The sequence below is a fragment of the Gordonia oryzae genome, assembly GCF_003797185.1.
Taxonomy (GTDB): Bacteria; Actinomycetota; Actinomycetes; order Mycobacteriales; family Mycobacteriaceae; genus Gordonia; species Gordonia oryzae.
Window position 1 is genome coordinate 245,879 of record NZ_RKMH01000004.1, and the last position, 20,445, is coordinate 266,323.

The window sequence follows — 20,445 nt, forward strand, 5'->3', positions numbered from 1 at the left end:
GTCAGGCCCGGCCGATGAGCCCGGCGGTGATCTTCGCTGAGAGCAGAACCAATGGCAGGCCACCGCCGGGGTGGGCCGAACCTCCGACGAGGTAGAGGCCGGGGATGGGGGAGGCGTTGGCGGGGCGCAAGAACGCAGCGCGCGGACCGTTGGATGAACTCCCGTAGATCGAACCGCCCGGCGTGAGTGTGCGGCGGGCGAGATCGGCGGGGCTGAGTTCGATCCGGTGACGAATGCGATGGCGAACGTCGATTCCGCGAGCAGCCATCACTTCCAGCACGTGGTCGGCGTAGGACTGCACGAGACCGTCGCTGTCCCAATCTGTTCCTGATTCCGGGTCGTGACGCGGCGCATTTACCAGGATGAACCACGCGCCGGTTCCTGCGGCGGGCACGATGGCCGGGTCGTCCGGTGCGGTGATGTAGACGGTGGGATCGGTGACGGGACGTGGAACTCCCTGGCGGCCGAAGACCGCGTCGAACTCGGCGTCGTAGTCGGTGGGGAACAACACTCGATGATGTGGCTGTCCGGGTGGCTCGTCGCCGAGGGCGAGCAGGATGACGAAACCCGACAGCGATGGCGTGCTCCGTTGCAATCGACGAAGCTGGCGACGCGCCGGCGATGTGTCCACGAGTGAGGAATACACCTGAGCTGCATCGGCATTGGCTACCACCAGATCAGCGGGACGCAGATCGCCCGCCGCGGTGATGACACCGTCGGCGCGGCCGTCGCGGACACGGATTTCACGCACCGCGGTCCCGGTCTCGACGTGCCCGCCGAGGGCGTTGAGCCGATCGGTGAGCGCGATGGCGATGCGGCCGAGGCCGCCGCGCACATACCAGGAGCCCCAGTGCTGTTCGGCCCAGGGCACACTTGCCAGTGCGGCCGGGGCGCGACGCGGGTCGGAGCCGGTATAGGTGGCATACCTGTCGGCCATCATGCGCAGGCGTGGATCGTGCAGATACCGCGACGCAAGGCCGCGCAAGGACGACCACGGGGCGACAGTGCGCACATCGTCTACACGTCGGGCCAGAGAAGCCATGTCACGCAGGCTGATCGGAGACTCGAGAAAGGGGCCGTGGGTGGCATCCCAGATCCTGCGGGCGTGATCGAGAAAGCTCGACCACTGCGCACCGCATCCGGCTCCGAGGGCTGCGTCGAGTGCATCGGGGATCTCGGCGAGGTCGCCGGGGACGTCGAGATCGGTGCCGTCGGGAAACCGGTATCGGGCGGCGATCGGCAGCCGCTGCAGATCGAGGACGTCGTCGACGGGTGTGCCGGTCGCCGCGAACAGTTCGGCGAGGATGTGTGGCATCGTCACCAACGACGGTCCAGTGTCGAAGACGAAGCCGTCGTGCTCCAAGGTCCCGAGTTTGCCTCCGACGGAACTAGATTGCTCTAGGACGCTCACCCGATGCCCGGCGTGCTGCAGCCGGATGGCCGCGGCCAGCCCGCCGACGCCCGCACCGACCACTATGACCTCAGCCACGGCGAACCTCCCGCTCTCGCGGTGTTGTCCCCGCAAGCGCACGCCCCTTCCAGCGCAATCGGTCTCGGCGATGGGCCTGCAGCGAATCCGCGGTGAGCGCGGCGAATCCCGCGATGGACAGCGGATGGGCCAAGGCGTCGGGCCACGCGCGCCCGCCGGTGACAGATGCCGAGATCGCTCGCGACGCCACACCTGCGGCGTAGCCCAGCAGCCCGATTCTCGAACCCGTGAGTGCCGCCACTGCCGGGATGATGTAAGCCAGTACCAGCATCGTCACCACGCCGACGGCCCCGGCGGACGAACCGAACGCCGACCACAGCGACTTGCGGTAGCCATCTCGAATCTCGCGGTGGCCGTGATACATCCGGCATTGCGCCAGGTGCGCACCGGCACCGACCCCACCCAGACCGCCGACGGACTTGATCGCACGCAGCAGAGCGATGTCCTCGAGAACTTCATCCGCCACGGACGCGTGACCGCCCGCTCGGTGGTAGGTCTCGGCATCGACGGCCAGGAACTGGCCGTTTGCCGCCGACAGACTGGGACGCGACGACCGCTCGGCGATGCCGAGTGGCAGCGTGCTCATCCACGACCATTGCAGCAGCGGCTGGATCAGCCGCTCTGCCGGGCCATCGGCACGTTGACGGGGATACGGGCACAACACCGCGAGACCGGCCGCGCGCAGGGCCGCGACGGTCGCGGTGAAGGCGAACGGGCTGACCCGCACATCGGCATCGACGAAGACCAGCACCCCGTCACCGGGAACATGGTGTGCTGCCTGATGACACGCCCACGATTTGCCGAGCCAACCGGCCGGCGGCGGCGTTCCCGAGATGAGAGAGAGGCGCGAGTCGTTGGCGGCGACAAGCGCCACGATCTCCGCGGTGTCGTCGGTCGACTCGTCGTCGACGACCACGACGCGGGCCGGCCCTGGCCAACGATCGATAGCCGCGAGCACCGTACGGAGACACCCCGGCGCGTTCGCGGCCTCGTCGCGCATGGGGATGAGCACTGACAGCGGCTCGGCGACCGGCAGCGCATCGACGTCGGGCGTGCGAATCCGCCGGGCATTCGACGCGGTCAGGACGAGTGAGGCCGCGGCCAATGCGGTACCGGCGTTCACGGCCCATCGGAGGACGACGCGCTGCCGGACGATCATCGTCGAACCTCCCGGAACATGCTGATGGCCAGTGGGATTGCGACAACACCCATCACCAGTCCGCCGACCAGTGCGACCGGTGGCCGGCCGAAGAACAACAGATGAGCGATCACCGACGACCCATATACCCACAGGTAGGCGACCAGCGGAAGCAACTCGGCGGAGCGAGGGTCGGCCGTCGGTGTCGGTTCGCGACGCCCGATCGCTGCGCTGAGTACTGCCATCATCGACGCCGATACCAGCAGCCAACCCGCGAAGTTGGTCAGCGGAATCCCCTCGACACCCGGCAATCCCGGATGCGGCGACGACCATCGCCAGTACCCGGCGTCCACCATCTGCGGATCGAGGAACACATCCCACGCGGTCAACGCGTACGCGCCCAGAAGTGGTACCGCCCATAGCTTTCGGCCCGCAAGTCGTTGTGCCACGAGGAACGCCGGCCAGCTCATCATGATCCAGGCAAGCGGTACCACCACCGGGACGCCAAGGATCTTCCCGCCGAGTTCGTCGGTATAGGTGTAGTCCCCGAACGGGATTCCGGTGTGAACCCCGACGGCCTCGGCGAGCAGACCACCGCCGCCGCCCACGGCGAGCAAGCAGAGAAGTCCCCGCACACCGTGTGTCGCCGCACCATGACACAACATTGCCGCCGACATCGCCACCACGACGATGGTGGTGAGCACGACGTTGCCGCCACCGGTGAGGGGGAACGCGATCTGCACACCGACACTGATGGCCAACAGAATCCACGCCGCCACCCGTAGGGGCGGGGGCTGCCGTCCAGACGCGGCTTCGGCCCGGTCGGCCACCTCGCCGGCGGTCACGGCGTGTTCCCCCGGTAGGTCCCGGTCACCGAGTCGACGCCGAATCGGGCGAACAATTCTTCGGCGTACCAGCGCTGTGGACCCGTGTCGCGGATCGCCGACACGTGACCTGCACTTCGGTAGGCGAAGTCGGTCAGCGCTTCGGAGTTCTCCCAGAGTGTGAAGGTGCCCTGCAGGCCGATCGGCGCCTCGCCGACTCCGAGTGCCAGTCGCACTCCTGGTGCGGCCGTGAGGTTTTCGACCACCGGGGGTACCGCCCGCCAGAACGACGTCATGCGCGTGGGTCGCAGCCGGGCCCGGGTCAAAGCCGCCACCGGGCCTGTCCAGTCGTTACGGTGCGCTCGAGGAGCGTTGGTGCCGAACGGCTCTTGCCGCGACCACCGACCGCGCGATGCCAGCGGCACCATGCGCACTGTCAAAGCCTCGCTGCCCGCTCGATCCCAGGACCGCAGATAACGTGACGCCGCACCGTTGGCCGCGGCATCGGCGTCGGTCCACACCGTCAGTAGCGCCCAATGGTGGATGTCGGCGTCGCGCGGGGTGAACGTGTGGGCCGATCCCGTTCCCATCATTTTCGCGAACCGCAGGCCGGGCTGATGGCGCAATGCCCGGCGGCCCGACGCGACGCGCAGGAGTGCAGGTCCGACCCGATCGACACCCCAGATACGCAGTTCGACGACAGGCTTCGCCGACGGCACCACCGTCATGAGCGTCGCCTCACCGACTGTCGCACCAATTCTCGCAGCCTCGCGCGCGTGGATTCGTCTACCTCGATGCGACCGATCACCTCCTGCGCCGAAGCGGTGAGGTCATCGATGCGGTCCTCGGTATCGGCGAGAGCGCCCGTGGACACCATCAGCTCCCGCACCGCGAGAAGGTCGTCGACGGTGACCTGCGGGTTGCCCAGCGACGTGGTCAGCAGGCGCCTGCCTGCGGGGCTGGCGCGCTCCTGGGTCAGGGCGACGAGCAGGGTCCGTTTGCCCTCGCGGAGGTCGTCGATGACGGGTTTGCCGGTCTCGGCGGGGTCGCCGAACATCCCGAGGACGTCGTCGCGCAGCTGGAACGCTTCGCCGGCGAGGACGCCGATCTCGTCGTACTGCGAGAGGAGGGGGACGGGCGCACCGGCCAGCGCACCCCCGAGCCGCAAGGGATGAGAGATCGTGTACTTGGCGCTTTTGTAGCGCAGGATGGTTCGCGCGCGTTGCCGTGTGACGGTTTCCCGCGTCTGTGCGAGCATGTCGAGGGTCTGCCCGGCGAAGGCTTCATCGCGCATCGTCGACCACATCGACCGGACAGCCGATCGGGTGGCGCGATCGAGGTCGGCGACGGCGTCGCCGAGCAGCTCGTCCGACCACGTCAAACACAGGTCGCCGGCGAGGATCGCCATCGCCGACCCGTGCGTCCCCGCGTCCCCCGACAGGTGTTCAGCCACATGTCGATCGGTGAAGGAGCGGTGGACCGTCGGCACCCCGCGCCGTGTGTCGCTGCCGTCCATGAAGTCGTCGTGGATGAGCGCGGCCAGGTGGAACATCTCTATCGCGGTCGCTGTGTTCAACACTCCGGGAGTGCTCGGGGACCCGGTGGAGCCACTCGCCTCGGCGGCGACTCGCGCGCCCCAGACGCAGAACTGCCCACGCAGCCGCTTGCCGCCCATCGCGGCGGCGCGGATGGCCTCGACGAGACTCCCGACGTCCGGGTCGACGCCGACAAGTATCGCCGCATGGCCGTCGATCGTGTCGAGCAGCATCTGGTCGACACACGTGCGGATAGTTTCCGCCGCGCGGCATACGGGATGCTCGCGCACCGAATCCATTCGGCCTCCTCAGGGCGGGACAGGACTGGACAGGTGGTCGAAATGCTTATGGTCCATTCGGAGCCGGTCCGACGCCGGATGGGCGCGCGCTCGGTAGGACGAGTACCCCACCAGGAAGGTAGGAACGCCATGATCCCAGTGGTGATGTCGTCGGCGGCCTGGCTGGAGCCGGGTACTGCCGATTCGGTGCGTCCGAGTAGGAGGCGGCTTCCCCGCCGGTGAGGTCGGTGCGTAGTGCGACAGCGGCGTCCTCGGGTGTGGTCCCGGGTTTGGTGCTCGCGTGCGTTGGTGCGGGTGTCGATATGGCGTTGATCGAGAGAGCGCGTGGCGCGGGCTCTGCTGACCGCGCTGGGTGTGCGCGGTGCTCGGCGGGCGCCATCGCTCGACGATGCTCGATCGTGATGACCCGGCGACGCCGGTGTGCACCTGCTGGCCGATGGTCACTTCTCGGTCATTGAGCACCGGGACGCCGTGGCGAACCACCTGGTCACGGACGTGGATGCAGCCCTGGCAGGTCCCATAGCCAGTAGTCGGTGATCCGGGTGAATCCCATCCGTGCGTAAACGGGGTAGCCCGCGGGCGTGGCCTGCAGCACCGCCGTGCCGGCGCCCGGGTTCGCGCCGGCGTGAATCGCGTGCCAGGTGACGGCCGTAGCGAACCCGCGCCGGCGGAAGCCTCGCCGGACGGCGACGAAATACACGCCGACGGTGTCTCCGGACCGCACGCTCACGCTCACGGCGACGCAGCGCCCGTGGAGACGACCGAGGTGGAACCGCAGATCGCCCTCCGCCAGCGCCGCGTTCGTGGCGAGCGGCTTGAGCAAGGCCGGGTCCATCCGATACCCGGCCCCGGCGCAGTCCACGAACAAGCGGAGGCCAGCGATGTCGTCCGCGGTGGAGAGCACGAGCGGCGTCTTCGGCGGCGGCATGGAACCAGCCAAGGGCATGGCCATAACCGGGTACAGCGGTTGGCGCTCGACTCCGTGACGAGTGGCGAACGCCTCGGCCGCGACGCTGGGGCCTTCGCTAACGATCCGCCACGACCCACTCGACCCGAAGTGCCTCTCGGCGGCAGCGATCGCCGCCTCGTCACTCTCCTGCGGTCCGCCGTCACAATGGAGCTGGTTGAATCCGGTGGCCTGAATACCGGTCTCGACGATCAGGCCACCTGGTGCCTCGTTCACGGCACCGCCGCACACCCGGGCGATCTGTTGCCAGAAAGCTCGGTGATTGCGGTGCGCTGCCCGTACGTCGATGCAACTCCCCTTTGCTCGGTGACGGGTCGAACCCGAAGATACCGTCAGACCGCCTCGCCCTCGCGTCGGGCGGACCGATAGTGAGCGTCGCGATACGCGAACGCTTGCCGCGCGCCGAACCTACTCTGGAACTGCATCACCCTGAATTCAGTGCGACCATCGGACCTTCAAGGTCCGTCAAGTCAGCGCTGATGCACGTCATCGCCGGACTCGACGGTATCGCGTGAACCCTGCTCCGCGTCGTCGGCGCGACGCTGCTCCTCGTGGGGCCGGACTCCTCGCGCTTTCCGCACTATTGGGCGAGCGCGCGGCAGTCTTGCGCGACTCTTTATCGTATTTTTCTGCGCGGCAACGTGTTCCGTCGGCACACTTAGCGACGCACTGCTGATCGTGTCGGCCTCGTGCGGCTGAGGGACGCGCCCCTGGGTGGCGGTGCGTCTCGGTTTGGCTGCGATGTCCCGGTCGGTTGACAGCTGAGACATCTTACCCGCCAACGCTTTCGGCCACCGTGAGACGGTGTCGGTGATCACGGTGATCCTGATCGCCAGTTGCCATCATCATCTCCATCGGCGAACGTCAGTCCGGTTGTGCACAAATATGGCTTCGGCATTTCCTGATCCTCGCCGCAGGGCGTGCTTTGGTAGTCCTGTTCAGAAAACTGAATCGGATCTCACTACGCGAGCAATGATGCAGCATCTCCATCAGGTTCGTGCAATGTTGATGGCGGATACGGCCGTGATCGGCTTGGTTCTCTATGCGTCGTTGCTTCTGAAGTAGGGTTCTACCCGGCGTGTCGAACGAGCGTTACTCGAACGCGCCGGATCAGCAGTAGCCAACGCGCGCCATCGATTCCGCCCACGGGAATAGCACCCACCGCGTGCGGGCGCAGACCAGCCAAGCTCCGTGACGTTTTCGTCGCTGGTGACGAGATGCTCTGCCGACCAATATCGATTGGTAACCGGGCGCGTTGAAATAGGACGAGTTGCGAGCGCCGCCGCTGCGCGTACCGGCTGAGTCGGCGCATTCGCCCCGGCCTGACATCCATCCTTCCCGGCTCCCCGCTCCGGGGGAATACGCGGTCGGCCACGAGCCCGGTATTACCCCCACTGACCCATCATTTCTCTCGCTATGGTGACTCGTCGCCCACTGGTTCGCTTGACGAACAGCCTCCGCCATGATCTTTTGTGTCAAATGGTCTGTGGATCGTCGGCGTCGGGTGTGGTCCCGGCGCAGCCACCGGAGCCGCCACCGGCATGGTCGGAGGTACGGTCAAAGAAGCACGGAACGCATGGGGGTAGATCAATGACAGCACGCACGATAGAGTCCAAGACTTTTCCGACCGGCTCCTTCGGCCAGCAATCCGCGAGGGCAGCTCTGATCACTGCGGGCTGGCGCATCGCCTCCTCACCGAGTGACGACACCGTCGTTGCAACTCACGGCTCCCGCATGCTGATGCGCTTCCTGGGGATGCCATTGGTCGGGCGACGCGCCCCAGTCAAGCTCACTGTCTCATTCCCTGACGGACAACCCATCCAAGCGGACGCCACTCCGACCCGGGCTTCTACCTGATTGATCTGTCGGTAGCGATAGGTCTCGACCTCTATCAGAATGCGTCGCGCAGCGGATTCGACGCGCTGAACGCACTCGCTGCCGAAGGAGTTCGCCAGTGACGACTGACGACTTGTCGGCGGTTCCGGCGCAGCGCGATTCTTCTTGTGGGTCTTGCTTGTCGGTGCTGCGATCACCGCGACGATCTTCGCCGCGCGGTTGTCGACTCGGATTCCGATCAGCCGTCCACGGCTGATGTCACCGTAGCGATCTCCAACTACGTCGGCGCTCTCAACACAGCCGATGCGACCGCAATCGGGACACTGTCCCGTGCGCTGCTCAAACAGGACTTCGACCGGACCGGTACCGCATCGGTACACCAGCAACTCACCCAAGCAGTCGCTGACCGAGGGCCGGCCCACGATCGCCGGCCACCACGTCTCGGTGGTCGCCAGCCGAGTGATTCGGGCATCTCGGCATCGGCGGACCAGGTGTAGAACCGGTAGAGCCGGTGGCGGACGCGGGCGGGAGAGGACCGTGGAACGTGCTGCTCGGATCGTGGGCATGGTGTCGATCGATGACCGGCCCGACGCCGCAACCGACCGCCGCGTGACAGGCCCGCGGGCAGGGATCTGATCATGGGTGCGGGCAACCAGACCGCCGCTGTCACTCTGGTCGAGCGTTCCACGTGCTACGTGTTTGGCCTCGAGGCCGTCCGATTCTGCGGCGAGGACTCCGACTCCCGCGAGCACGCCCCATAGAGGTCGCCGACGACCGGTCGCGTAGATTGCGCCGTATGCCGACACTTGAGGGCGCTCTGTTGGTCCTGCGTTTGGTGGGTGGACATCAGGTCGCCCCGGACATCGAGATCCCGCACACCGTCCTGCATCCGGGCGCACACCGCGAGTTGCGGCGATACGGTACCGATGAGCAGGTCGCCGCGGCTCGCGCCACGGAGCGACCGCCGGTGTTGCTCGTACCGCCGCTCGCGGTGTCGGCGCGATGCTACGACCTCGGGCCCGGACAGTCGGTGGTCGAACAGTTCCTCGAGATCGGGCGGGTGCCTTATGTGGTGGACTTCGGGGAGGTCGGTCGCGCCGAGCGGGGCATGGGGTTCGAGGACTACTTCGACGACATCGTCCCGCAGGCCATCGGTCGGGTCCTCGACGACCATCCGGGTGCCGATCAGGTGGATCTGGTGGCGTGGAGTATCGGCGGAACGATCAGCTTGTTGACGGCTGCCGCGCATCCGGAACTGCCGATCCGCTCGATCGTCGCCATCGGCACGCCCCTGGATTACGATGCGCTGGCGCCCTATCCAATGGTCAAGAAGCTGATGAAGCCGACCGGCGGCAAGGCCGTCACCGTGGCTCTGCGGGCATTCGGCGGCATCCCCGCCCCGCTGGTGCGCATCGCCTACCGCGGGACCGCTTGGCAGCGGGAACTGAAGAAGCCCGGCTACATCATGCGCAACGCCCACGACACCGAGGCGCTGGCACGCATGCAGGTCATCGATCGCTTCCAGAACTCGATGCCCGGATATGCGGGCAAGGTGTCGGAACAGATGTGGGAGAACTTCGTCTTCCGCGGCGAACTCGCTTCCGGTGTAGTCGATTTCGACGGACGCCGTGTGGACCTCACCTCGGTTGGAGTGCCGATCGCGCTCTTTGGTAGCCACCGCGACGCCATTGCCAGTTGGCAAGCGGTGCGTCACGGGGTGGAAGTGCTCGCCGATTCACCACAGGTGCACTTCTCCACAGTCGAGGCCAGCCATCTCGGCCTGATCGCCGGTGAGGCGGCCACCAGCCAGACCTGGCCGCGCGTTGCGGAGTTCCACGCCGCGTTGGATGACTGAGCCGCTCTCAGCCGAGTGCTCCGCCCTCTTCCCGGCGACGCCGTGGGGCCAACATCGCCCGGACCTACGGTGATGGGCGCAGCACGGACGACTGTCGATCTCCGGTGGGGACGCAACGGGAATCGTCCACGGTAGGACCGTCACACAGTGCGGGTGAGCGACCTGCGTAAGCTGACGATCATGGCATTCGATCCGACTGTTGCTGGTGTCGCCGTCGGCCTGGTCGGCGGTTTTGGCGCTTTTCGTGCGACGGGCCGTCGCGAACTCGGCGGCGTCGTCGTCACCTCGGCCGGCGCCTACTGCACCCGCGAATGGCTGCGGCGCGGACCCGCCGTCGCTGGCGGCCTGCTCGGCAGCTACATTTCCGCCTTCACCATCTCGCACCCCCTGGCGAAGAAGATCGGTGCCTGGCCCGCGGTCTTCGCGGCGACCACGGCGGCGGCGGCGGTGACCGTCGCGGTGACCTCGGCGGTACCGGCGAAGAGCTGAGGGGCGCTCGCGGCGGCGAACTTTCTGCCACAATCGGCGAGGTGAATGCGTCCCAACGCGGCCGGAACACCCGGCCGCACGTAGTCATCCTCGGTGCCGGTTTCGCCGGTATACACGCGGCGCGCAGCCTCCGGCGCGCGAAAGCGACGGTGACCGTCATCGATCGCGGTACGAGTCACCTGTTTCAGCCGTTGCTCTATCAATGCGCGACGGGTCTGCTGTCGGAGGGCTCGATCAGCAGCCCCATCCGGCACCTACTGCGCAAGCAACGCAATGCCGACGTCTACTGCGCCGAGGCGACCGACATCGATCCCGAGGCGCGCACTCTCACCGTCACCCGGCTCGACTCGTCGATCGAGCAGGTCGGGTACGACTACCTCGTCGTCGCGGTGGGTATGCGCACCGCCTACCACGGCAACGAACACCTGATGGAGCACACCATCGGGATGAAGACCCTCGACGACGCACTTGCCATCCGCCGCCAGGTGATGGGCGCATTCGAGGTCGCCGAGACACTGCCCGATCCCGATCAGCGCAAGCCGTGGCTGACCTTCGCGATCGCCGGCGGCGGCCCCACGGGGGTCGAATTGGCAGGCCAAATACGGGAATTGGCGCACAACGCGTTGGCCCGGGAGTTCCGCAGCATCGACCCCGACGAGGCGCGGGTGATGCTGTTCCAGGGGGCCGACCGACTGTTGCCGTCGTTCAGTCCGTCGCTGTCGACGAGTGCGTTGCGCACCCTCGAACGACTAGGTGTAGAAACACATTTCGGGGTGCATGTGACCGACGTCGGTGCCGACACCGTCGAGATCACCGAGAAAGAGTCCGGGGCGGTGCGCACCTTCGGTGCCCGCACCACGCTGTGGACGACCGGCGTCGAGGCGGTGCCGTTCGTGAAGTCGCTCGCCGACGCCGTCGGGCTCGAACAGGAGCACGACGGCACCATCCCGGTTGCCGACGACCTCTCGGTCCCGGGTCATCCGGACATCTTCGTCGTCGGTGACGTCAGCTCCTACAATAAACTGCCCGGTGTCGCGGAGGTGGCGATGCAGGGCGGCAGGCATGCCGGAGAGGTGATCGCCGGGCTCCTCGCCGGAGGCTCCGATCGACCTGGATTTCGGTACCGGGACTTCGGTAGCGCCGCCTATATTTCCCGGAAGAATGCGATCCTGGAGGCCGGACCGCTGCGTCTGTCAGGGCGAGTGGGATGGTTTGCCTGGGGTGCGATCCACATCGCCTTCCTTGCCGGCATCCGCAACCGCACCGGCACCCTGGTCACCTGGGCGGCGACGCTACTCACCGACACCCGGCGCGAGCGCGCCTTCACCTACGGCGATCCGAAGACTGCGCGTAAGTCGTTCTGAGAGAAGCCGTGTCGCAAGGCGAGTACCGGACCTCCCGCGAGCCGACTTTTGGGCACAAGTGCACGAACGGGTACCGATACAACCGGCCCGGTGATCGCGCGACCGACAGAATCTGAGGACAACACCTTCGGGCTCGTGGAAAGGGTGTGGATGTGGCTGCGATACTGGTCATCTCACCAGGTTCTCCAGACTCGCCGCACGCGGCTCATCCCTCGACCACCGGGGGTCAGGGGCGAGCGAGGGGTGGTGAAAACGCTCGACCGTCAGGGGCGGAGTCGACGATCTGGTCGCGCGGCATCTCAGACATGGCGGTGGGGGTCAATGGCGTCAGGAGTCCCAGTCGACGGCGTCGGCCATCTGTAGGAGACGTCGGCGGCGCGTGGGATTGGTGGCACCGACCCAAGAGATCAGTCCGAGCACGTGTGCGCGGAAGTCGGGATGGTTGGTGTGATTCTGCGACTGCGCGCCGTGCGCCGCGGCATTGTGCAGCAGTGCGCGCAGGTTGTCGTAGGAGGCGCGTGAGACCTGGGGTCGGTCGTTGACCACCAACCCGGCAAGGCGTTGCTGTTGGTGCTGGTACATGACGCGGACCTTATCGGGGTGTGCTGTGAAGCCTTCGGCCTCAATGATCTTCAGGACCACCCACAACGTGCGATCGGCGTCCATGGAGTCTCCCGAGAGGGCGAGATCGTCGCCGTATCGGGTATAGCGCAGCCCATTGGCACGGGCGTACCCATCCAACCGGCGATCGAGTCCGCGCATTACCAGGTTCGCCAGCTGGGGTGACGTCGGAGCGCCCTGCGGGAGGTGGCGGTCGCGCAGCAGTGCGCGATGAGCCGGATCAATACCACCGAGTTCATCGATGGGTGTTGCGGTGGTGCAGAGTTCGGCAAGGATGCGGGCGATGTGTGCCGGGTAGCCGACCTCATGGAACACCCTGCGCACTCGGGCAGTGGTGATGGTTTCGAAGCAGTGTCGGAGGTCGGCGCGCAGTACGACGGGTTGATCGGAGTGGGGCCACGCGAAAGCGGTGGTCGACGATCCGGCGACGAACCCGCGCGCGCAGGGATGTGCCGGTATGTGTTCCACGAGGCGCCGCAGCAGGCGGCGCTGGGTTTCGCGCATCCGTGGCTTCGGTGCTTCGATCACCCGAAAGCCGTCCCGCTTGCTCCGGCGCCAGATTCGATAGTGGCGTAACGGCGGTCGCGAAGTCCGTAGCCAGCCGCCGCGATCGGCAAACCATTCGAGTTCTGGCACGGTGAAATCCAGCCAGTGCGCCAACTGTGTCACGTCGTAGAGGTCGGGAAGTCCTTCCGGCACAGTCCCACTCGATCGGGGCTCCTGTGGCCGGAGGATGAGGGGCGGCTCCGGCGGCAGCAACGTCCACGGTGCGAGGGCCTCGATGAGTACCGCTTCGGGATGGCGAGGTTCGGTCGGGGAGAGCTCGAACAGGCGCGGTGCCACCGCATCCGCCAGATCCTGGGAGAGTACTGCCCGCAGTGCGCGGAGCACCTCCGGCCAGGTCCATCCGGTGTGGATCCGCGAGAACTCGGCGGCGAGATCGCGGACTTGATCGAAAGCCAGAGTGGCGTCGGTCATCGAGTGATCCAACCGCATCGACCACGTCGAGCACGGGCGTTCGGACGATGGATGACGGGTGCGGTGACCACAACCATGCTGCGGCGCCGGCCTGCACGTGCAGCGTGCTGCGCGGCGTCGGACGCAGTGCCCAACTGTGAACTGCACCCAGGGGTTACCCCTGAGACGGATCGAACCGATCCCCTCTCACCACACCCGTCGCCCATCACCTGCCATCGTGCCACGGGCGGCGTGCATAGTGGCGGACTACAACCAGTCTCGCCGCTTGAACGTGGTGTACAGGGCGATCACGGTGACCGCGATCAACACCGAGCTGACCATGAAACCGGTGGTGGTCTGGAAGAACGGGAACGAGACGTTCTGCCCGTAGAAGCCGGTAATGGCGGTGGGCACGGCGATGATCGCGGCCCACCCCGTCAGCTTCTTCATGACGGTGTTCAGGCGGGCGTCGGCCAACGACAGGGTGGTCTCGAACACCGTGGTGATCATGTCGCGCAACGATTCTGTCCACTCCGCCGCTCGCAGCGCGTGGTCGTAGAGGTCGGAGAAGTGGGGGTCGAGTTCCGGTGGCGCCTCGTTCTCGTAGCGGTGCCGCTGGATCGCCGCAATGACCTCGCGCATGGGCACCACGACTCGGCGCAGAAGCACGAGGTCCTTACGGAGATCGTAGGTTCGGCGCTGCAATGTTCGAGCGGCGACGGACTCGTCGAACAGTAGGGCCTCGAGATCCTCGATGTCGTTGTCGAGGCGCTGGACGGCATCGAAGTGTCCGTCGACGACGACGTCGAGCAGGCCGTGCAGCAACGCGCCGATGCCATATTGTTCGCCGCCGATCTCCGCCCATCGCTGGGTTACCACGGAGATGTCGAATCCCGGCGTCATCCGCACCGTGATCAACGCATTTTGCTTGACGAAAATCGAAATGCGATGCAGAACAAACGACTTGGCGCGTTGCGTGTACGGGGAGTGCTGATCCGAACGCGCCGCGTCGCCCGTCGGTGGATTCGTGTCGTCGCCGGTCGGGGCGGCGGTGATCGCGTAGACGGTCATGAAGGTGTAGTCGCGGTAATTCACGGTCTTGACGCGCTCGGCGGCGGCGATCGTGTCCTCGATCGCAACGCTGTCGAGGTCGAGTTCTTTTGCCAACGCAATCAGATCATCGTGAGACGGGCAGTCGAGATCGGCCCAGATCAGCGTGTCGGCGCAGTGGAGACGATCGGAGATGCCGTCGAGTGAGAAACCATCGACCTTCTGCCCCTCCTTCCAAATCTGGCCGCGAATACGCGTTCGGCGATCCGAATCCGGTGTGCCCGCCATGGAATCATCGTGCCACCACCTGCGCGGTGGGCGGCGCAGCGGCTGGCAGGATCGGCGCATGGCCTCGCGCGTTCCCGCACTTACCGGCGTGCGCACCATCGCTGCGCTGTCGGTGTGCTTGACCCACGCCGCGTTCTGGACCGGGCACTACACAGACGACTACGCCGGCCGACTGTTCGCGCGCTTCGAGATCGGTGTCGCGATCTTCTTCGTGCTCTCGGGGTACCTGTTGTTCACGCCCTGGGTGCGGGCGGCGCGCGCGGACATCCGCGACTCGCAACTGCCTGGCGTCGGACGGTACTTCTGGCACCGGGCGCGACGCATCCTGCCCGCGTACTGGATCACCGTCATCGGCGTCTATCTGCTGTACGCGATCGCCCCACCCGGCGGCGAGGAGTCACCGACCGGCACCGGCTGGTCGGGCTTCCTGCGCAACATGACGCTGACGCAGGTGTACGGGTTCGGGCACCTGCACTCCGGGCTGACGCAGATGTGGAGCCTGGCCGCCGAAGTCGCGTTCTATTTGGTCCTGCCGCTGGTCGGCTGGATCGTCATGGCCGGTCTGATCCGTGGACCGGGTCGTCGCGGCGGGTGGCGACCGGATCTTCTCATCGCGGCGCTGGTGCCGTTGTTGCTGGTCAGCCCCGTGTGGTCGGCGATCGTCGCGGGCAGTGCGGGGATGAATCCGACAGCACGTTTGTGGGCGCCGGCCTTCTTCGGCTGGTTCGTCGGCGGGATGCTACTCGCGGTCTGCGCGCCGCTGATCCGCCGGTGGAACACCACCGCATGGGTAGGCGTCGCTATCGCCGCGTTTCTGGTGTCCGGGAGCTCGATCGCGGGCGAACCGACGATCACCCCGACCACTGCGTCGGCGACGATCGTCAAACACGTGTTGTATCTGGTGATCGCCGTCGGTCTCGTCGGCCCGCTCACCGGCGCCGATCAGTGGTCCTGGTGGGCGCGGGTGTGTGCCAGCCGACCGATGGTGTTCCTCGGTGAGATCTCCTACGAGTTGTTCTGTGTGCACGTCATCGTTCTCGAGGTGGTCATGGCCGCGCTCGGTTATCGCGTGTTCAGCGGAAACGTACTGATCGCGTGTGGTCTCACCACGGCCATCAGCGTCGTGCTGGCGTGGGCGCTGCACCGTGTGACCGCGCCGCTGTGGCGTGCGCGGACACCCGGGGCCGTCGGTTCCCGCAGGTAGGATGGATGAGCAAGACGGCGCAGAAGTAGCCTGGCCAGCAAGCAGGGTGACGAGGTGGGTTCATGATCGACGACGACGGAGTGCGGGGCAAGGCGGCACGCGTCAGCGGCCCGAGCAGCGGGGAGATCCGGCAGTGGTGCGACCGGTCGGCCATGCCCGGTGAACGGCCGGAATTGTCCGATGTGGCCGCCATCCTGGTCGCGTCGGGTTATCTCACTCCGACGGGCCGGGCCATCGTCATCCGCCGTGTGTCCACCGGTCTGCCGTTGCCGATCGTAGCGGGTGGCTTCGGCGAGATGCGACGTCTGCAGCGGGCGATCGTCCAGCTTGAGTCACAGCAGTCGGGTCCGATGGTGCCCGGTGTGATCGCCGCGGTGATGCGTAACCGGCTCAATGGTCTGGTCCGGCGACGCGAGGACGCACACAAGGCGTTCGTCACTGGCAAGGGCGTCTTCGCCGGCGGTACCCGTGCCATTCGCCGCGAACGTCGCGAGAACGTCTATCTTGAACTCGATGAGCGCGAACGGCTCTTCGCCGGGTTGCTGTGTACGCCGACCCCCAACGTGAGCACGATGCGCGCGGTGCGCCGTGCGGGCACCGTCGCGGTCGAGCGCATCGCCAGTGTCGTCGGACAGGTCGCGGCGCGGTCCGGTAATCGGCAGGTGGAGCAGTGGGCTGAGCAGGTCACCGCGGCGACCGATCGTGACGCCCACGTGCCCGCGGTGCCCGGGTCGGCGAATTTCGTCGACGGATACGAGGCGCTGCTATTCATCGCCGGCCACTACTACGACCGGATCATGACCAATCCCGCTTGGCGCTCAGACCATTTCGCGATGCAGCGGACTCAGGTGAACCTGCACTCCGAACTCGCCGAGATCGCCGCCGACGTCATCGCCTTGCGTGCGGTGCGCGTCGACCTGGACCGGGCCAAGCGCAATGGTGGCTTCGACCGCGCCTTCGCCGAGCAGATCGACCGCCGCGAGACCACGTTGCGACCGGTGTGGTCCGAGCTGATCGATCGGGTGCAGGCGTTGTCCGACGTGGCACACGTCGTCGAGTCCGCGGCAACGGAATTGCGGATCCTGGCCGAATACAACAAGGCCGCCACGATCGACGATCGGATCGATGCCCTCGTTGCCCGGTCGGGTGATCGCGAGATCTCGATGGACAATGCCAAACGGCTGTCCGAGCAGGTTCGCAGCGGCGAGGAGCAGTTGCGCATCTACCGTGATGTGTTGCAGGGAAACATCGCTCGGATCTCACCAGCGGTTCCCAGGGAGCTCCCCGCACGGTACGAACCGTCCTGACCCCTCGGTCGCTCGAGGCGGTCAGCGTGACCAGGCGCGCAAGTAGCCCTTCTCGGTATCAGTGAGGCGACGCAAACTGTGAGCCTCGATGTCGACGACGGCCATCTGGGTGCTGGCCACACACGCCGGTTTGCTCATCGGGTCGGCGTGCGCACCCCGGATCTCGTAGCCGATCGTGAAGTCGACGGACCGAAAACCCTTGATCCACATGCCGATGCGCAACGGCGAGTCGTCATGGCGGAGCTGACTCTGATATCGGATCTCGACGTGCACGATCATCGCGCTCTTGATCAGCGGGGTGTACTCCTCGCCCGCGGAGAGCAGCCACGCAATCCGGGCTTCCTCCATGAGCGTGACCATCCGGGCGTGGTTGATGTGACCAAAAGCATCCATGTCAGACCAGCGCACGCCGACCTCGGAAGTGAACGCGCATTCGCGTGCGGCCACACCGCTCTCACCTGCGGTGTTTGCTGGGTTACGGCCGGTGTTTGCGGTACTCACTGACCCACGCTCCTGAATGCCGGCTGTGAAATCACCTTCGGGTCTTCACGCTTTCGTTACCCGTAGTAGTCTTCCATCCGCACCGCGTCCTCGATAATGGGGGGCGGTGTATCTGCGAAGTGCGGTACCGCAATGCGTTCGTGGGCTACCGGGTTCGGTGGTTGGGATGAGGTTATTGATGATGCGCACAAGGCGAGTCGCCGCAATGGTGGCGACCATACTCGGTGTCGGGGTGCTGGGTGCGGGTTTGCTCGGTCCCGCAGTAGCGGACGCGGCACCACGCGTCGAGGCGCGCATCGTCACCACCAGGGCGATGAGTGAATTACGCACCGACGTCTGGGTGGATTCCCCGTCGATGAAACAGCGCATCAAGGTCAGCGTGCTGACCCCGGCGTACTCCAGTGGTCCGCGCCCGACGGTCTATATGCTCGACGGCGCCGGTGCCGATGGCGACGTCAGCGACTGGATCACCAAGGGCCACGCCGGCGCGTTCTTCGCGAACAAGAACGTCAACGTCGTCCTCCCTGTCGGTGGAGCGGGCACGTTCTACACCGACTGGCAGCATGCCGACCCCAAGCTCGGCAAGCCGATGTGGGAGACCTTCCTCACCAAAGAACTTCCCCCGCTAATCAATTCGCGGTTCAACGGCAACGGCAGCAACGCGGTGATCGGGTTGTCGATGGGCGGACAGGCGTCGTTCGCGCTGGCCATCCGCCATCCGGAGCTGTACTCGGGTCTCGCATCACTCAGCGGTTGCCCGCAGGTATCCGGGGCAGTCAACGAGGCCTACGTGCGCACCACCGTCGGTCGCGACGGCGGCGATGCCACCAACATGTGGGGCCCGTTCGGGTCCCTCGGCTGGCAGGAGCACGACCCGAGCCTGCATCTGAACGAGCTGCGCGGCAAAGACATTTTCATCTCCGCCGGTTCCGGTGCCATCGGCCCACTGGACATCACGCGACGCATCGAGCCCGATGAGGGTCCGCCCGCAGCGGTCACCGCGTCGTCGTCGGCGCTGGAGGCCGGGGCCTACCGATGCTCATTGGAGTTCGCGTGGGACCTGCGCACCCACAACGTGCCCTACACCGACGGCTTCCGCCTGATCGGCACACACACCTGGGCCTACTGGGAGCAGGACCTGCCCGCCGCGTGGGCAACGGTCTCGCGGCACCTGTACTGAGCCCACCTGCCGCAACCAGACCTCAGTCGCCGCGGATCCACCGCTCGGCGAAGGACAGGAAGCTGTCGTTCTCGTCGAGATGGGTGACGGTGACGCGCACGCCGTCGTCGGCGAAGGGTCGCACCACGAGCCCGGCGTCGATGGCTGCGCGCGCGAACTCCGACGACTTCTCGGCCAGATCGAGCCAGACGAAATTGGCCTGGGAGTCGGGTACCCGGTAACCGGCGGCGCGGAGCCGGGCGGTGACCCGCCGACGTTCGGCGACCACCGCATCGGTGCGCTCGAGCAGTTCGTCGCCGGCCTCCAGGCAGGCCAGAGCTGCGGCTTGCGTGACGCTGGTGACCGAGAACGGCACATGCGCCTTACCCAGGGCGGTGATGATCTCCGGATCGCCGATCGCGTACCCGACGCGTAGGCCGGCCAGCCCGTACGCCTTGGAGAACGTGCGTAACGCGACCAGGTTCGGGAATTCGCGGCGCAATTCGACGGTGTCGTAGGCGTGGTCGTCGTCGAGGCGGGTGTACTCGAGGTACGCCTCGTCGAGGGCGACGACGATGTCCGACGGCACCGCCCGAAGGAAGGCGCGCAGATCGTCGGCGGTGACCACTGTCCCGGTCGGGTTGTTGGGGTTGCAAACGAAGATCAGGCGGGTGCGGTCGGTGATTGCGTCGGCCATCGCCGAAAGATCGTGAACGTCGTCGCCGGTGAGAGGCACCTGAATGGGCGTCGCCCCGACGAGCCGCGTCGCGAGCGGATAGGTCTCGAAGGAGCGCCAGCCGAAGATGACCTCGTCGCCGGGGCGGCAGGTGATCAGGATCAGGTTCTGGCAGAGGATCACCGATCCGCAACCGACTTGGATCTCCCCAGGGCTGACGCCGAGGTTCTTAGCCAAGGCGTCGGTCAGCTCGACCATTCCGTTGTCGGGGTATCGATTCGCGCCGGCCGCGGCATGTGAGATCGCTTGCAGAACCGAGGGGAGCGGACCGAAGGTGACCTCGTTGCTGGCGAGCTTCACCGCGTCCGGGAACGTCTTGCCGGGAACATAGACGGGCAGGTCGGCGAGGTCGGGACGGATGCGAAAGGTCACCGTGCAACTGTAGGTCCACGGTCGTGGCCGACGATGCCCGGACCCGACGATTCGGCTCTGACCGGGCGGTTTGCTTCTGCTGCCGGGCGGTGTGTAGTCTTTCGCTTCGGCAGTTCGAAAGGACTCCGCGAGGAGGCGTGCCAGAGCGGCCGAATGGGACTCACTGCTAATGAGTTGTCTCGCTAAAACGGGACCGGAGGTTCAAATCCTCTCGCCTCCGCCGACCGCAGTCGCGCCGACCGCGGTGACAACTGAACAGCATGACAACAGAACAGCATGACAACAGAACACTCGCGCGCCCGTAGCTCAACGGATAGAGCATCTGACTACGGATCAGAAGGTTTGGGGTTCGAATCCCTACGGGCGCACTCTCAAGACCCCGTCACCAGCGACAACGGTGGCGGGGTTTTCGTCGTTTCGCCGCCGGATGGTCAGCCTGATCACCTTTCGCCGC

17 protein-coding genes, 2 tRNA genes and 1 pseudogene are annotated in these 20,445 nt (G+C 66.2%); 9 read left to right on the forward strand and 11 right to left on the reverse strand.

All coding sequences use genetic code 11. The features are described from left to right. Position 1 precedes the first annotated feature (1 nt). From EF294_RS07070 to EF294_RS07100, 7 genes are all read right to left on the reverse strand, one after another. The gene (locus EF294_RS07070; protein WP_123927355.1) at positions 2-1,489 is read right to left on the reverse strand and encodes a phytoene desaturase family protein; all 1,488 of its coding nucleotides are present in this window, start codon (positions 1,487-1,489) and stop codon (positions 2-4) included. Continuing rightward, complete coding sequence (locus EF294_RS07075; protein ID WP_123927358.1) at positions 1,482-2,648, reverse strand: glycosyltransferase family 2 protein; 1,167 nt, start codon at positions 2,646-2,648, stop codon at positions 1,482-1,484. Before EF294_RS07075 ends, EF294_RS07070 begins: the two co-directional genes overlap by 8 nt. Further along, entirely contained in the window at positions 2,645-3,472 is an 828-nt protein-coding gene (locus tag EF294_RS07080) for a carotenoid biosynthesis protein (RefSeq protein WP_123927360.1), read from the reverse strand. The genes EF294_RS07075 and EF294_RS07080 overlap by 4 nt, the downstream gene beginning before the upstream one ends. Then, the gene (locus tag EF294_RS07085; RefSeq protein WP_123927363.1) at positions 3,469-4,179 is read right to left on the reverse strand and encodes a monooxygenase; all 711 of its coding nucleotides are present in this window, start codon (positions 4,177-4,179) and stop codon (positions 3,469-3,471) included. Before EF294_RS07085 ends, EF294_RS07080 begins: the two co-directional genes overlap by 4 nt. Next, positions 4,176-5,285 (reverse strand): polyprenyl synthetase family protein, encoded by a 1,110-nt coding sequence (locus EF294_RS07090; RefSeq protein WP_123927366.1) that lies wholly within the window; start codon positions 5,283-5,285, stop codon positions 4,176-4,178. Before EF294_RS07090 ends, EF294_RS07085 begins: the two co-directional genes overlap by 4 nt. A gap of 487 nt (positions 5,286-5,772) precedes the next feature. After that, positions 5,773-6,468 carry a GNAT family N-acetyltransferase gene (locus EF294_RS07095; protein WP_123927369.1) on the reverse strand — a complete coding sequence of 232 codons (696 nt, stop codon included), beginning with the start codon at positions 6,466-6,468 and terminating at the stop codon, positions 5,773-5,775. A 1,505-nt stretch (positions 6,469-7,973) separates the two neighbouring features. After that, a complete protein-coding gene (locus EF294_RS07100; RefSeq protein ID WP_123927372.1) occupies positions 7,974-8,483 on the reverse strand; it encodes a hypothetical protein in 510 nt (169 codons plus the stop codon). 130 nt (positions 8,484-8,613) lie between these two features. On the opposite strand from EF294_RS07100, the pseudogene EF294_RS22665 reads away from it, so the two are divergent. The 4 genes and pseudogenes from EF294_RS22665 to EF294_RS07120 all read left to right on the forward strand — a co-directional run. Further along, positions 8,614-8,783: pseudogene (locus EF294_RS22665) on the forward strand (IS30 family transposase); the annotation flags it as partial. A gap of 101 nt (positions 8,784-8,884) precedes the next feature. After that, positions 8,885-9,943 (forward strand): alpha/beta hydrolase, encoded by a 1,059-nt coding sequence (locus tag EF294_RS07110; RefSeq protein WP_123927375.1) that lies wholly within the window; start codon positions 8,885-8,887, stop codon positions 9,941-9,943. A gap of 180 nt (positions 9,944-10,123) precedes the next feature. Further along, positions 10,124-10,432: a hypothetical protein gene (locus EF294_RS07115; protein ID WP_123927594.1), complete on the forward strand. Its 309-nt coding sequence runs from the start codon at positions 10,124-10,126 to the stop codon at positions 10,430-10,432. A gap of 41 nt (positions 10,433-10,473) precedes the next feature. Beyond that, positions 10,474-11,796, forward strand: coding sequence for an NAD(P)/FAD-dependent oxidoreductase (locus EF294_RS07120; RefSeq protein ID WP_123927378.1), 1,323 nt, complete (start codon positions 10,474-10,476; stop codon positions 11,794-11,796). Between the two features lie 327 nt (positions 11,797-12,123). Here EF294_RS07120 and EF294_RS07125 read toward each other — a convergent pair whose 3' ends face one another. Together EF294_RS07125 and EF294_RS07130 are read right to left on the reverse strand one after the other, a co-directional pair. After that, positions 12,124-13,395: a reverse transcriptase family protein gene (locus tag EF294_RS07125; protein ID WP_185090969.1), complete on the reverse strand. Its 1,272-nt coding sequence runs from the start codon at positions 13,393-13,395 to the stop codon at positions 12,124-12,126. Positions 13,396-13,641: 246 nt separating this feature from the next. After that, complete coding sequence (locus tag EF294_RS07130; protein WP_123927383.1) at positions 13,642-14,712, reverse strand: magnesium transporter CorA family protein; 1,071 nt, start codon at positions 14,710-14,712, stop codon at positions 13,642-13,644. A 58-nt stretch (positions 14,713-14,770) separates the two neighbouring features. Between EF294_RS07130 and EF294_RS07135 the strand changes: the two genes are divergently transcribed. Continuing rightward, positions 14,771-15,916 (forward strand): acyltransferase family protein, encoded by a 1,146-nt coding sequence (locus tag EF294_RS07135; protein WP_123927386.1) that lies wholly within the window; start codon positions 14,771-14,773, stop codon positions 15,914-15,916. Positions 15,917-15,978: 62 nt separating this feature from the next. Continuing rightward, entirely contained in the window at positions 15,979-17,223 is a 1,245-nt protein-coding gene (locus EF294_RS07140; RefSeq protein ID WP_123927389.1) for a hypothetical protein, read from the forward strand. A 21-nt stretch (positions 17,224-17,244) separates the two neighbouring features. On the opposite strand, the gene EF294_RS07145 is transcribed toward EF294_RS07140, so the two are convergent. Continuing rightward, positions 17,245-17,670, reverse strand: coding sequence for an acyl-CoA thioesterase (locus EF294_RS07145; RefSeq protein WP_185090975.1), 426 nt, complete (start codon positions 17,668-17,670; stop codon positions 17,245-17,247). Positions 17,671-17,905: 235 nt separating this feature from the next. Between EF294_RS07145 and EF294_RS07150 the strand changes: the two genes are divergently transcribed. Further along, complete coding sequence (locus EF294_RS07150; protein WP_123927396.1) at positions 17,906-18,904, forward strand: alpha/beta hydrolase; 999 nt, start codon at positions 17,906-17,908, stop codon at positions 18,902-18,904. Positions 18,905-18,926: 22 nt separating this feature from the next. On the opposite strand, the gene hisC is transcribed toward EF294_RS07150, so the two are convergent. Next, on the reverse strand, positions 18,927-19,991 hold the full coding sequence (hisC, locus tag EF294_RS07155) for a histidinol-phosphate transaminase (RefSeq protein ID WP_123927400.1): 1,065 nt from the start codon (positions 19,989-19,991) through the stop codon (positions 18,927-18,929). 131 nt (positions 19,992-20,122) lie between these two features. Between hisC and EF294_RS07160 the strand changes: the two genes are divergently transcribed. Both EF294_RS07160 and EF294_RS07165 read left to right on the forward strand, forming a co-directional pair. Next, positions 20,123-20,211: transfer RNA gene (locus tag EF294_RS07160), tRNA-Ser, on the forward strand. A 75-nt stretch (positions 20,212-20,286) separates the two neighbouring features. After that, positions 20,287-20,359: transfer RNA gene (locus tag EF294_RS07165), tRNA-Arg, on the forward strand. The last annotated feature ends 86 nt before the right edge of the window (positions 20,360-20,445 follow it).